Origin of the sequence: Serratia sp. 4542, assembly GCF_016805595.1 — a bacterium.
Taxonomy (GTDB): domain Bacteria; phylum Pseudomonadota; class Gammaproteobacteria; order Enterobacterales; family Enterobacteriaceae; genus Serratia; species Serratia nevei.
The window spans coordinates 37,451-49,771 of sequence record NZ_RXKV01000007.1; the positions used below are offsets into that span (position 1 = coordinate 37,451).

The window sequence follows — 12,321 nt, forward strand, 5'->3', positions numbered from 1 at the left end:
TGCGGTTTACCGCGTAATAATGGTCCGGCTAAAAACCTTCAGAACTGAATGGATAGAACATCATGAATTTACACGAATATCAGGCAAAACAGCTGTTTGCTCGGTATGGCATGCCGGCACCAACCGGTTACGCCTGTACCACTCCGCGTGAAGCAGAAGAAGCCGCATCCAAAATCGGCTCCGGCCCGTGGGTGGTGAAATGTCAGGTTCATGCTGGCGGCCGCGGTAAAGCGGGCGGCGTTAAAGTCGTCAACAGCAAAGAAGATATCCGTGCTTTCGCGGAAGCCTGGTTGGGCAAGCGTCTGGTGACTTACCAGACTGACGCGCTGGGCCAGCCGGTTCACCAGATCCTGGTAGAAGCGGCGACCGACATCGATAAAGAGCTGTACCTGGGCGCGGTAGTGGATCGTTCTACCCGTCGCGTGGTGTTCATGGCGTCTACCGAAGGCGGCGTGGAAATTGAGAAGGTGGCGGAAGAAACCCCTGAACTGATCCACAAAATGACCATCGATCCGCTGGCGGGTCCACAGCCTTATCAGGGCCGTGAGCTGGCTTTCAAACTGGGCCTGACCGGTAAGCAAGTCAGCCAGTTCGCCAAGATCTTCATGGGTCTGGCGACGCTGTTCCTGGAGCGCGACCTGGCGATGGTTGAGATCAACCCGCTGGTGATCACCAAGCAGGGCGATCTGGTGTGCCTGGACGGTAAACTGGGCGCCGACGGCAACGCCCTGTTCCGTCAGCCTGAACTGCGTGAAATGCGTGACCCTTCCCAGGAAGACGAGCGCGAATCCCGTGCGGCTCAGTGGGAACTGAACTACGTTGCCCTCGACGGCAACATCGGCTGCATGGTTAACGGCGCCGGTCTGGCGATGGGTACCATGGACATCGTTAAACTGCACGGCGGCGAACCGGCCAACTTCCTGGACGTAGGCGGCGGCGCGACCAAAGAGCGCGTGACCGAAGCGTTCAAAATCATCCTGTCCGACGACAAGGTGAAAGCGGTTCTGGTTAACATCTTCGGTGGTATCGTACGTTGCGATCTGATCGCCGACGGCATCATCGGCGCAGTGGCCGAAGTGGGCGTTAACGTCCCGGTCGTAGTGCGCTTGGAAGGGAACAACGCCGAACTGGGCGCCAAGAAACTGGCGGACAGCGGCCTGAATATCATTGCTGCGACCAGCCTGACTGATGCGGCTCAGCAAGTTGTTGCAGCAGTGGAGGGTAAATAATGTCCATTTTAATCGATAAGAACACCAAAGTAATTTGCCAGGGCTTCACCGGTAGCCAGGGGACTTTCCACTCCGAACAAGCTATCGCTTACGGCACCAAAATGGTTGGCGGCGTAACCCCGGGCAAAGGCGGCACTCAGCACCTGGGCCTGCCGGTGTTCAACACCGTGCGCGAAGCGGTTGAAGCGACCGGTGCGACGGCCTCGGTCATCTACGTTCCAGCGCCTTTCTGCAAAGACTCCATCCTGGAAGCGATCGATGCCGGCATCAAACTGATCATCACCATCACCGAAGGCATCCCGACCCTGGACATGCTGACCGTGAAAGTGAAGCTGGACGAAGCCGGCGTGCGCATGATCGGGCCGAACTGCCCTGGCGTGATCACCCCAGGCGAGTGCAAAATCGGCATTATGCCTGGCCACATCCACCTGCCGGGCAAAGTGGGCATCGTTTCCCGCTCCGGTACCCTGACCTATGAAGCGGTGAAACAAACCACCGATGCCGGTCTGGGCCAGTCTACCTGCGTGGGCATCGGCGGCGACCCGATCCCGGGCTCCAACTTCATCGATATCCTGAAGATGTTCCAGCAGGATCCGCAGACCGAAGCGATCGTGATGATCGGTGAGATCGGCGGCAGCGCTGAAGAAGAAGCGGCAGCTTACATCAAAGAACACGTCACCAAACCGGTTGTCGGCTACATCGCCGGCGTGACCGCGCCGAAAGGCAAGCGTATGGGCCACGCGGGCGCCATCATCGCAGGCGGCAAAGGCACGGCGGACGAGAAGTTTGCTGCGCTGGAAGCCGCGGGCGTGAAAACCGTTCGCAGCCTGGCAGACATCGGCGACGCGGTAAAAGCGGTGCTGAAGCGCTAAGAATTTAGTACGAAATAACAATATCTCGACATGTTTGGCCACCCATTGGGTGGCCTTTTTTATGGGTGAAGATCAGAAATCGTTGAGTGCCTTGATCAGCGCGATTCGATCCTGCAGGCGGCGCTGTTGCACCGGATCCGTAGCGGCTTGGCGCTGTTGCTCCAGCGAGGTGAGGGTGGCGCGGTAATCATCGGCGTTGCTGAACAGCGCGTCTTTGACGTTGATCGACGCGACGTTGGTGTAGCGGCCGTCGTCGGTGGTCGGTACCTGGATAACGCCTTCATTGAGCAGCTGTTTGACGATCGCCCGCTGCGGTTCGTACCCCTCCATGCCGATCAGCTTCCAGCGCTGCGGCGGCACGCCCTGATAGTGGCCGTGTTTCACCTCCGTCAGGTAGCGCAGAGTCAGGTGGCGAATAGTGCCTTCTTCTTCACCGTATTGCGCTTTGCTGTCGAACAGCACCGGGAAGGATTGCCCCTCCAGCGCACCACCCTTTTGCGTCAGGTGGCCCATACGGTAACTGTTCATGCCCAGGCGGATCGGCATATCGTCGGTGACCGGCGTGCCGTCCGCCAGGCGCAGGTCGACGATGCGCGAGCCGGCAGGTTGGCGCAGGTCGATGGTGTAAGTGACGCCGTCGAAGAAATCATTGGTGGAATATTTGGACGATCGCCGCGCCGGGTTAAAGCTGTAGGTGACATCGCCCGGCTGCAGCTGATTGAAATAGTCGGCGGACCACTCCATGTAGCGTTTAAGCGCTTTGCCGTTGAGCTGATACACGGTGATCTCGCCGCCGGCGTATTGGTAGTTAAAGGCGATGTCCTTGGCCTTGATGTCGCCGACGTCCAGCTTGGCGCGATCGTTGTCGATCTGCAGGGCGATCACCTGCGCCAGCGGCGCATAGTGGCGGGCGGCCTGCTGGAACAGCGCGCTGATGCCGGTATCCTGCACGTGCACCTGGGGAATGCCGCGGAATTCGTCGGTGGGCACCAGATCGCTGCCGCTCAGTTTCGCCACGACCCGGTTGGCGTTGGCGCGCAGAATGTCATGGTACGGCTGGTAGAGCGCTTGCATGGCGCTGTCCGGCGTCATCCCCTTGATGGAGTAGGTGTAGCTGTTTTTGTCGATCAGCGTGAACTTGCCGTCGCGGCGCTCAAACTGCAGATCGATGCGCGACAGCGCGCGGCCGTATTTATCCGGCTCGGTGATGATGACGCCGTTAACCACCGCTTTGTCGATCTTCACATGCATATGGCCGGCGACGATCGCCGCGAGCTCCGGGTTGGCGTTGGCGATGTCGGCTACGCCGGTGCCGGGACGCTGATTTTCGTTGTCGATGCCCATATGCGCCACCAGCACGATGGCGTCGACCTGGCCGTCGATTTGCCTGATGACCTGTTTCACCGCCTGCACCGGATCGGTGAAGTTCAGCCCTTTGATGCGATCGGTGCCCTTGGCGAATTCCGCGGTCATCGGCGTGTCCATGCCGATAATGCCGATCTTCACGCCCTGGCGTTCGACGATGGTGTAGGCGGGCAGATAGGGCTTGCCGTTGTCCCAGACGATATTGCCCGCCAGCGCCGCGCCCTTGAACTGCTTGAGCGGGGTGGCCAGCACCGGCAGGCCGAAGTCGAACTCGTGGTTGCCCATCACCCAGACATCGTAATTGAGCGCGTTGAGGCCCAGCATCATCGGGCTGACGGCCTCATGCTTGAAGGTTTCGACGAAGTTGCCCTGAATGGTGTCGCCGGCGTCCACCAGGATCAGGTTGGGCTGCTCGGCCCGCACTTTTTTGACCTGGGTGGCTATCTGGCTCAGGCTGCCCGCCAGATTTTCCGTGTCGCTGGCGTAGTCCCAGGGCACGAAGGTGCCGTGCAGATCGGAGGTGCCCAGCAGGGTGATATTTACCGTTTCGGCGGCCATGGCGTTTCCCGAGAGTCCCAAGACAGAGGCAAAGATGATTTTTTTCATAAGTTATTGTCACTTAATGCAATTTTAACATAAGTGGTCATTTTGCTACAAAATCGCAACCTTTACGATCCCATTGCGAGAAATAGACTAATATTGGAGAGAGATTTGTTGTTTTGTGACTGCTATCACTGTCACGGCTTATTGGAAATAAAAGGTTAATTATGTCGCATAATAAGCGCGTAATAATACAATGGCGGCCCTTTTAAATTACATTTATTTAACACAAAAATATCATTAAAAAACAATTAAACCATTGCGCAACATGACCCTAAGAAAATTATGCGAAATGTGCTGATGAATATGGAAATAAGATGCGGATAGGCTTAAATTGTCTCAGATCAAATTAGCCCGAAGTACCTCTTTCGGCTAAGATTTGACCTGTAACCAAAAGTCTAACCCACGTCACGTAAAAACCTATTTATTGTGTGGGATTGGGCGAGTATCATCCATGTTGTGATTATGGATGGTTGATCTTGTTGCATTTGTTACCCGTTGTCGGTTTTCAGTGGCGTGCTTGTCGGCGGCCCGAAGGGCTATTGGCCGAGTGTGCGGTTGAAAGCGGAGAAGCTGGATCAAATTTGTTGTGTTTAAGGGCATTCACTGCGGGGCGTTACTGGCGGCTTTGAAAGAAGCGTGCCGATAACCGCGTGTCGGAGTCTTCCTGCGAGGAGCAAGGAGTCAAGATGTTTGATATTGTCGAACTGTCGCGCTTACAGTTTGCTTTAACGGCGATGTACCATTTCTTATTTGTCCCATTAACGCTCGGTATGGCGTTCTTGCTGGCAATTATGGAAACGGTATATGTCCTGTCTGGCAAACAAATCTATAAAGACATGACCAAATTCTGGGGAAAGTTATTTGCGATTAACTTTGCTCTGGGTGTGGCCACCGGTTTGACCATGGAGTTCCAGTTCGGGACTAACTGGTCGTATTTCTCTCACTACGTCGGCGATATCTTCGGGGCCCCTCTGGCTATCGAAGGTCTGATGGCGTTCTTCCTTGAATCGACGCTGGTCGGCCTGTTCTTCTTCGGCTGGGATCGTCTGAGCAAGGTGCAGCACATGGCGGTAACCTGGTTCGTGGCCCTCGGCTCCAACCTGTCCGCGCTGTGGATCCTGGTCGCCAACGGCTGGATGCAGAACCCGATCGCTTCGGATTTCAACTTCGAAACCATGCGCATGGAGATGGTCAGCTTCTCCGAACTGGTGCTTAACCCGGTTGCGCAGGTGAAATTCGTTCACACCGTGGCTTCCGGCTACACCTGTGGCGCGATGTTCGTTCTGGGCATCAGCTCCTACTACCTGCTGAAAGGCCGCGACATCGCCTTCGCCAAGCGCTCCTTCGCCATCGCTGCCAGCTTCGGTATGGCTGCCATTCTGTCCGTTATCGTTCTGGGTGATGAATCCGGCTACGAAATGGGCGACGTGCAGAAAACCAAACTGGCTGCTATCGAAGCGGAATGGGACACCCAGCCGGCACCGGCGTCCTTCACCCTGTTCGGCATTCCCGATCAGGACAAGATGGAAAACTCCTTCTCTATTCAGATCCCGTATGCGCTTGGCCTGATCGCCACCCGCTCCACGGACACTCAGGTCACCGGCCTGAAAGATCTGATGGCGCAGCATGAAGTGCGTATCCGCAACGGGATGAAAGCCTACCAGCTGCTGGAAGAGCTGCGCGGCGGCAACACCGATCCTGCGGTGCGCGCCGAATTCAACAAAACCAAGCAAGACCTGGGCTACGGCATGCTGCTGAAGCGCTATACCCCGAACGTCACCGACGCGACGGAAGCGCAGATCCAGCTGGCGACCAAGGACTCCATTCCGCGCGTGGCGCCGCTGTACTTCGCCTTCCGCATCATGGTGGCCTGTGGCGTGATCATGCTGCTGATCATCGGCCTGTCGTTCTGGAACGTGATCCGCGGCCGCATCGGCCAGAAAAAATGGCTGCACCGCGCGGCGCTGTACGGTTTGCCGCTGCCTTGGATCGCGATCGAGTCCGGCTGGTTCGTGGCGGAATACGGCCGTCAACCGTGGGCGATTGGTGAGGTGCTGCCGACGGCGGTCGCCAACTCTTCGCTGACCGCGGGCGACATTCTGTTCTCGATGGGGCTGATTTGCGGCTTGTACACCCTGTTCCTGGTGGCTGAATTGTACCTGATGTTCAAGTTTGCGCGTCTGGGTCCAAGCAGCCTGAAAACCGGCCGCTATCACTTTGAACAACCGACTGCCGCCGTGCAGGAAGCGCGCTAAACAGGAGTCCACGTATGTTTGACTATGAAGTACTGCGATTTATTTGGTGGGTCCTGGTTGGCGTACTGCTGATCGGCTTCGCCGTCACCGACGGTTTCGACATGGGCGTCGGCATTCTGGTGCGCATCATCGGGAAAACCGATACCGAGCGCCGAGTGATGATCAACTCCATCGCCCCGCACTGGGACGGTAACCAGGTGTGGCTGATCACCGCCGGCGGCGCGCTGTTCGCCGCCTGGCCGATGGTCTACGCAGCGGCCTTCTCCGGCTTCTACGTTGCCATGATCCTGGTGCTGGCCGCCTTGTTCTTCCGCCCGGTCGGTTTCGACTACCGCTCCAAGCTGGAGAGCAGCCGCTGGCGCAACATGTGGGACTGGGGCATCTTCATCGGCTCCTTCGTGCCTGCCGTGGTATTCGGCGTGGCGTTCGGCAACCTGCTGCAGGGCGTGCCGTTCCACATGGACGAGTACATGCGCCTGTTCTATACCGGCAACTTCTTCCAACTGCTGAATCCGTTCGGTCTGTTGGCGGGCGTGGTCAGCCTGACCATGCTGGTTACCCAGGGGGCGACCTACCTGCAAATGCGCACCACCGGCGAGATCCACCTGCGTTCACGCGCTGCGGCGCAGATCGCGACGCTGATCATGGCGGTGTGCTTCCTGCTGGCGGGCGTATGGCTGGTGAAAGGCATCGACGGCTTCGTCGTGACGTCGGCGCTGGACACCCTGGCGGAATCCAACCCGATGCGTAAAGAAGTGGCGCATCAGGCCGGTGCCTGGTTGATCAACTTCAACAAGTATCCGCTGCTGTGGGCGTTGCCTGCGCTGGGCGTGGTGCTGCCGTTGTTCACCATCCTGTTCTCGCGTCTGGAGAAAGGCGCACTGGCGTTCGTCACCTCGTCGCTGACCATCGCCTGCGTCATCCTCACCGCCGGGGTCACCATGTTCCCGTTCGTGATGCCGTCCAGCACCGTGCCTAACGTCAGCCTGACCATGTGGGACGCGACGTCGAGCCTGTTGACGCTGAAAGTGATGACCGTCGTGGCGGCGATCTTCGTGCCTATCGTTTTGGCGTACACCAGCTGGTCGTACTACAAAATGTTCGGTCGCCTCGACAAGAACTACATCGAAAACAACAAGCATTCGCTGTACTAAGGATAAGGAGCTAAACCATGTGGTATTTTGCCTGGATTCTCGGAACGCTTCTTGCCTGCGCCTTCGGCATCATCACGGCGCTGGCGCTTGAGCAGAGCGAAGCGACCAAAGCTCAGCAAGACGGTAAGTGATGAGCTCGTCCGTGATTGACAAGCTGTACGCTGTCACCGACAAGGGCCCGATCCGGGCCCTTTCCCTGGTGCTGGCGTTGATTTTGGCGGGGTGCGTGTTCTGGGATCCGACGCGTTTCGCCGCCAAAACCAGCTCGCTGGAGATTTGGGAAGGGCTGTTGCTGATTTGGGCGGTGTGCGCCGGGGTGATCCACGGTTTCGGATTCCGCCCGCAGCGCAGCATCTGGCGCGCCTTTTTCGCGCCGCTTCCCGCAATTGTGATCCTGTGCGCAGGATTACTTTACGTTTCTTTATAATCTCCCTGATGTCCCCACGTTATGGGCCCTCACGGCCCATAATTATTTTCATTCCCATCTTGTAACCCATTCCCAACCCGATCCGTCTTGCGTATAGTAGCAGCGTTAAATTGCATTGCTGGGAAGTAGAGTGAGTAATACGTTGTTTCGATGGCCGGTTCGCGTTTACTACGAGGATACCGATGCCAGTGGTGTGGTCTATCACGCCCGCTACGTCGCCTTTTTTGAAAGAGCGCGCACAGAGATGCTGCGTCAGCACAACTTTCATCAACAGCAGCTGCTCAGTGAACAAGTCGCTTTTGTCGTCCGGCGCATGACGGTGGATTATCTGGCTCCGGCTCGTCTCGACGAGCAACTGGAGGTCCAGAGCGAAATCACCTGTCTGCGCGGGGCTTCTCTCACGTTTGCTCAACGCATTGTCAATTCTGACGGGGCCCTACTGAGCCAGGCAGATGTCCTGATTGCCTGTATTGATCCACACCAAATGAAGCCAAGAGCGCTTCCTAAGTCTATTGTCGCGGAGTTTAAGCAGTGACTGACATGAACATCCTAGATTTATTCTTGAAGGCGAGCCTGCTGGTTAAGCTTATCATGTTGATTTTGATATGCTTCTCGGTAGCCTCTTGGGCGATCATCATTCAGCGCACCCGCATCCTCAATGCGGCGACGCGTGACGCCGAAGCCTTTGAAGACAAATTCTGGTCCGGTATCGAGCTTTCCCGTCTGTACCAGGAAAGTCAGGCGCGTCGCGATAGCCTGACCGGTTCCGAGCAGATCTTCCATTCCGGGTTCAAAGAGTTCGCCCGCCTGCACCGCGCCAACAACCATGCGCCGGAGTCGGTGATCGAAGGGGCGTCGCGCGCGATGCGCATTTCGATGAACCGCGAGCTGGAAACGCTGGAAACCCATATTCCGTTCCTCGGCACCGTCGGTTCGATCAGCCCGTATATCGGCCTGTTCGGCACCGTGTGGGGGATCATGCACGCCTTTATCGCGCTGGGCGCGGTGAAGCAAGCCACGCTGCAGATGGTGGCGCCGGGTATCGCCGAAGCGCTGATCGCCACCGCGATCGGTCTGTTCGCCGCCATCCCGGCGGTAATGGCCTATAACCGTCTCAACCAGCGCGTCAACAAGCTTGAGCAGAATTACGACAACTTTATGGAAGAGTTCACCGCTATTCTGCATCGTCAGGCCTTCTCCAGCGACAGCAAATAAGTAGGAGGTAGCATGGCGAGAGTACGTGGACGTAGTCGGCGCGAGCTGAAGTCCGAAATTAACATCGTTCCGCTGCTCGACGTGTTGCTGGTGCTGCTGCTGATCTTTATGGCAACCGCGCCAATCATCACGCAGAGCGTGGAGGTTGACCTGCCGGACGCCACCGATTCCAAAACGGTGTCCAGCGATGACAATCCGCCGGTGATCCTCGAGGTTTCCGGCGTAGGTCAATACACCCTGGTGGTGGATCACAACCGTATGGAGCTGCTGCCGCCTGAGCAAGTCGCGGCCGAAGCCAAGTCGCGTTTGGCGGCTAACCCGAAAACGGTCTTTTTGATCGGCGGTGCGAAGGAAGTCCCTTACGATGAGATTATCAAGGCATTGAATATTCTCCATCAGGCGGGCGTGGCTTCCGTGGGGCTGATGACCCAGCCGATCTGACCGTAAGGCGAACGGCAACCCGGTTCCTGCGCTGCGGCCCAGGAACCCCGTATAAGCAACACCAGTTTTTGGGAATCTATTTTGGTAAAGGCAACTGAGCAAAACGATAAGCTGAACCGCGCCGTTATTGTTTCGGTCGTTCTGCACTTCATATTGATTGCCCTGCTGATTTGGGGATCGCTGCAGGAAAAGGTCGACATGGGCGCCGGCGGTGGCGGTGATGGCACCGTGGTGGGCGCAGTGATGGTCGATCCTGGCGCGGTGGTGGAGCAATACAACCGCCAGCAGCAGCAGAGCAACGATGCGCAGCGTGCCGAGAAGCAGCGCCAGAAAAAGGCGGAGCAACAGGCCGAAGAGCTTCAGCAGAAGCAGGCGGAGCAACAGCAGCGCCTGAAGGAGCTGGAGAAAGAGCGTTTGGCGGCGCAGGAGAAAGCTGCGCAGGACGCCAAGGCGCAGGCTGAGCAACAGCAGAAGGCAGCGGAGCAGCAGAAACAGGCCGCCGAGCAGCAAAAAGCGGCGGAAGCCGCCGCAGCCAAGGCCAAAGAGCAACAGAAGGTCGCCGAAGCCGCCGCCGCCAAGGCGAAGGCCGAAGCGGAAAAGGTCGCCAAGGCACAGGCGGACGCGCAGAAGAAAGCCGAAGCGGAAGCCAAGAAAGAAGCGGCCGCCGCTGCCGCCGCCAAGAAACAGGCGGAAGAGGCGAAGAAAGCCGCGGCGGCTGCCGCAGAGCAAAAAGCCGCAGAGGCCGCGGAGAAGAAAGCGGCCGCTGAAGCTGAGAAAAAAGCCGCAGCGGAAGCCGAGAAGAAGGCTGCCGCCGAGGCAGAGAAGAAAGCTGCGGCCGAGAAAGCGGCTGCCGCCAAAAAAGCCGCTGCGGATGCCAAGAAGAAGGCTGCCGCTGAGGCTGCGAAACAATCGGATGAAGTTAGCGATCTGTTTGGCGGCCTGGCGGACGGCAAGAACGCGCCGAAAGGCGGCGGTGCTAAATCGAAAGGCGACGGTAAACCGGCCGGGCAGGGCAATGCCAAAGCGGCTGGGGCCAGCGGGGCGGATATCAGCGGTTATATGGGGCAGATTCAAGGGGCGATTCAGAGCAAGTTCTATGACGCCAGTTCGTTCGCCGGCAAAACCTGCGACCTGCGTATCAAGCTGGCACCGGACGGCCTGCTGATAAGCGTACAAGCGGCGGGGGGAGATCCTGCTCTGTGTCAAGCAGCAGTGTCTGCCGCCAAGTTGGCGCATATACCGAAGCCGCCGAGCGATGCCGTTTATCAGCACTTTAAGAATTCTATACTTGAATTCAAGCCGCAATAACGGTTGATTGAGTGAGTGATATCACAGGGATGTACTAAGGTAACCAACAGGGATTATGTAGTTTTACGTAAGTTGGTTTGTTAAAATTCTGCTAATTTATCGCAGGCATCCCGCCTGGATAAGGGAGATGAGATGAAGCAGGCATTTCGAGTAGCGCTAGGTTTTTTAATTCTGTGGGCGTCCGTGCTGCACGCGGAAGTTCGCATTGAAATCACCCAAGGGGTCGACTCCGCTCGCCCGATTGGCGTGGTGCCGTTTAAGTGGGCGGGCCCAGGCACGCCGCCGGAAGATATCGGCAAGATTGTCGGCGCGGATCTGCGCAATAGCGGCAAATTCAACCCGATCGACGTGGCGCGCATGCCGCAGCAACCTACCTCCGCGTCTGAAGTGACGCCGGCGGCCTGGACTGCATTGGGCATCGACGCCGTGGTTGTCGGCCAGGTTCAACCTGGCGCCGACGGCAGCTACCTGATCTCCTACCAGCTGGTGGACACCTCGGGTTCGCCGGGCACCGTATTGGCGCAGAACCAGTATAAAGTGACCAAACAATGGTTGCGTTATTCTGCCCATACCGCCAGCGACGAAGTGTTCGAGAAGCTGACCGGCATCAAGGGCGCGTTCCGTACCCGTATCGCCTACGTCGTGCAGACCAACGGCGGGAAATTCCCGTATGAGCTGCGCGTAGCGGATTACGACGGTTACAACCAGTTCACGGTGCACCGTTCGCCTGAGCCGCTGATGTCGCCGGCCTGGTCGCCGGACGGCAGCAAACTGGCTTACGTGACCTTCGAGAGCGGCCGTTCCGCGCTGGTGGTACAGACCCTGGCTAACGGCGCTATCCGCCAGATCGCCTCGTTCCCGCGCCACAACGGTGCGCCGGCGTTCTCGCCGGACGGCAGCAAGCTGGCCTTCGCGCTGTCCAAGAGCGGCAGCCTGAACCTGTACGTGATGAACCTCGGCTCCGGCCAGATCACGCAGCTGACCGATGGGCGCAACAACAACACCGAACCGACCTGGTTCCCGGATGGCCAGTCGCTGGCGTTTACCTCCGACCAGGGCGGGCGTCCGCAGATTTATAAAATCAGCGCCAGCGGCGGTGCCGCACAGCGTCTGACGTGGGAAGGATCTCAGAACCAGGATTCTGAAGTCAGCTCCGACGGTAAATTCCTGGTGATGGTAAGCACCAACAGTGGTGCACAACACATCGCCAAACAAGATCTTGGATCGGGCGCCGTTCAGGTTTTGACCGGCACCTTCCTGGATGAAACGCCTAGTATTGCGCCAAACGGCACCATGGTGATCTATAGCTCCACGCAAGGTATGGGCTCCGTGTTGCAGTTGGTGTCAACTGATGGGCGTTTCAAAGCGCGTCTTCCGGCAACTGATGGACAGGTCAAATTCCCTGCCTGGTCGCCGTATCTGTGATGCATGTGTAAATATGTATGGCAAACT

At 57.7% G+C, this 12,321-nt stretch carries 12 protein-coding genes; 11 read left to right on the plus strand and 1 reads right to left on the minus strand.

Annotated elements, in window-relative coordinates:
• The first annotated feature begins 62 nt into the window (after window positions 1-62).
• Together sucC and sucD are read left to right on the plus strand one after the other, a co-directional pair.
• Window positions 63-1,229 carry an ADP-forming succinate--CoA ligase subunit beta gene (gene sucC, locus EKL15_RS09025; protein ID WP_025301883.1) on the plus strand — a complete coding sequence of 389 codons (1,167 nt, stop codon included), beginning with the start codon at window positions 63-65 and terminating at the stop codon, window positions 1,227-1,229.
• Window positions 1,229-2,101 (plus strand): succinate--CoA ligase subunit alpha, encoded by an 873-nt coding sequence (sucD, locus tag EKL15_RS09030; protein WP_004939878.1) that lies wholly within the window; start codon window positions 1,229-1,231, stop codon window positions 2,099-2,101. Before sucC ends, sucD begins: the two co-directional genes overlap by 1 nt.
• Before the next feature lie 72 nt (window positions 2,102-2,173).
• Here sucD and EKL15_RS09035 read toward each other — a convergent pair whose 3' ends face one another.
• Window positions 2,174-4,072, minus strand: a complete 1,899-nt coding sequence (locus tag EKL15_RS09035) for a bifunctional UDP-sugar hydrolase/5'-nucleotidase (protein WP_100396168.1) — start codon at window positions 4,070-4,072, stop codon at window positions 2,174-2,176.
• A gap of 683 nt (window positions 4,073-4,755) precedes the next feature.
• Between EKL15_RS09035 and cydA the strand changes: the two genes are divergently transcribed.
• The 9 genes from cydA to tolB all read left to right on the plus strand — a co-directional run bounded on the left by cydA (window position 4,756) and on the right by tolB (window position 12,294).
• Entirely contained in the window at window positions 4,756-6,324 is a 1,569-nt protein-coding gene (cydA, locus tag EKL15_RS09040; RefSeq protein WP_019454034.1) for a cytochrome ubiquinol oxidase subunit I, read from the plus strand.
• 14 nt (window positions 6,325-6,338) lie between these two features.
• Entirely contained in the window at window positions 6,339-7,478 is a 1,140-nt protein-coding gene (gene cydB / locus EKL15_RS09045) for a cytochrome d ubiquinol oxidase subunit II (RefSeq protein ID WP_019454033.1), read from the plus strand.
• A 17-nt stretch (window positions 7,479-7,495) separates the two neighbouring features.
• Window positions 7,496-7,609, plus strand: coding sequence for a cytochrome bd-I oxidase subunit CydX (gene cydX / locus EKL15_RS09050; RefSeq protein ID WP_004939868.1), 114 nt, complete (start codon window positions 7,496-7,498; stop codon window positions 7,607-7,609).
• Complete coding sequence (ybgE, locus tag EKL15_RS09055) at window positions 7,609-7,905, plus strand: cyd operon protein YbgE (protein ID WP_038877538.1); 297 nt, start codon at window positions 7,609-7,611, stop codon at window positions 7,903-7,905. Before cydX ends, ybgE begins: the two co-directional genes overlap by 1 nt.
• Window positions 7,906-8,035: 130 nt before the next feature.
• The gene (gene ybgC, locus EKL15_RS09060) at window positions 8,036-8,440 is read left to right on the plus strand and encodes a tol-pal system-associated acyl-CoA thioesterase (RefSeq protein ID WP_025160034.1); all 405 of its coding nucleotides are present in this window, start codon (window positions 8,036-8,038) and stop codon (window positions 8,438-8,440) included.
• Window positions 8,437-9,120 (plus strand): Tol-Pal system protein TolQ, encoded by a 684-nt coding sequence (gene tolQ, locus EKL15_RS09065; protein ID WP_004939862.1) that lies wholly within the window; start codon window positions 8,437-8,439, stop codon window positions 9,118-9,120. The genes ybgC and tolQ overlap by 4 nt, the downstream gene beginning before the upstream one ends.
• Window positions 9,121-9,132: 12 nt before the next feature.
• Window positions 9,133-9,561 carry a colicin uptake protein TolR gene (gene tolR, locus EKL15_RS09070; RefSeq protein WP_004939859.1) on the plus strand — a complete coding sequence of 143 codons (429 nt, stop codon included), beginning with the start codon at window positions 9,133-9,135 and terminating at the stop codon, window positions 9,559-9,561.
• 81 nt (window positions 9,562-9,642) lie between these two features.
• On the plus strand, window positions 9,643-10,869 hold the full coding sequence (tolA, locus tag EKL15_RS09075) for a cell envelope integrity protein TolA (RefSeq protein ID WP_060440506.1): 1,227 nt from the start codon (window positions 9,643-9,645) through the stop codon (window positions 10,867-10,869).
• Between the two features lie 132 nt (window positions 10,870-11,001).
• A complete protein-coding gene (gene tolB / locus EKL15_RS09080; RefSeq protein ID WP_004939856.1) occupies window positions 11,002-12,294 on the plus strand; it encodes a Tol-Pal system beta propeller repeat protein TolB in 1,293 nt (430 codons plus the stop codon).
• Window positions 12,295-12,321: the final 27 nt, after the last annotated feature.

Coding starts and splice junctions, on each gene's coding strand:
- sucC (WP_025301883.1), top strand. CDS start 63: ATGAATTTACACGAATATCAGGCAAAACAGCTGTTTGCTCGGTATGGC.
- sucD (WP_004939878.1), top strand. CDS start 1,229: ATGTCCATTTTAATCGATAAGAACACCAAAGTAATTTGCCAGGGCTTC.
- EKL15_RS09035 (WP_100396168.1), bottom strand. CDS start 4,072: ATGAAAAAAATCATCTTTGCCTCTGTCTTGGGACTCTCGGGAAACGCC.
- cydA (WP_019454034.1), top strand. CDS start 4,756: ATGTTTGATATTGTCGAACTGTCGCGCTTACAGTTTGCTTTAACGGCG.
- cydB (WP_019454033.1), top strand. CDS start 6,339: ATGTTTGACTATGAAGTACTGCGATTTATTTGGTGGGTCCTGGTTGGC.
- cydX (WP_004939868.1), top strand. CDS start 7,496: ATGTGGTATTTTGCCTGGATTCTCGGAACGCTTCTTGCCTGCGCCTTC.
- ybgE (WP_038877538.1), top strand. CDS start 7,609: ATGAGCTCGTCCGTGATTGACAAGCTGTACGCTGTCACCGACAAGGGC.
- tolR (WP_004939859.1), top strand. CDS start 9,133: ATGGCGAGAGTACGTGGACGTAGTCGGCGCGAGCTGAAGTCCGAAATT.
- tolB (WP_004939856.1), top strand. CDS start 11,002: ATGAAGCAGGCATTTCGAGTAGCGCTAGGTTTTTTAATTCTGTGGGCG.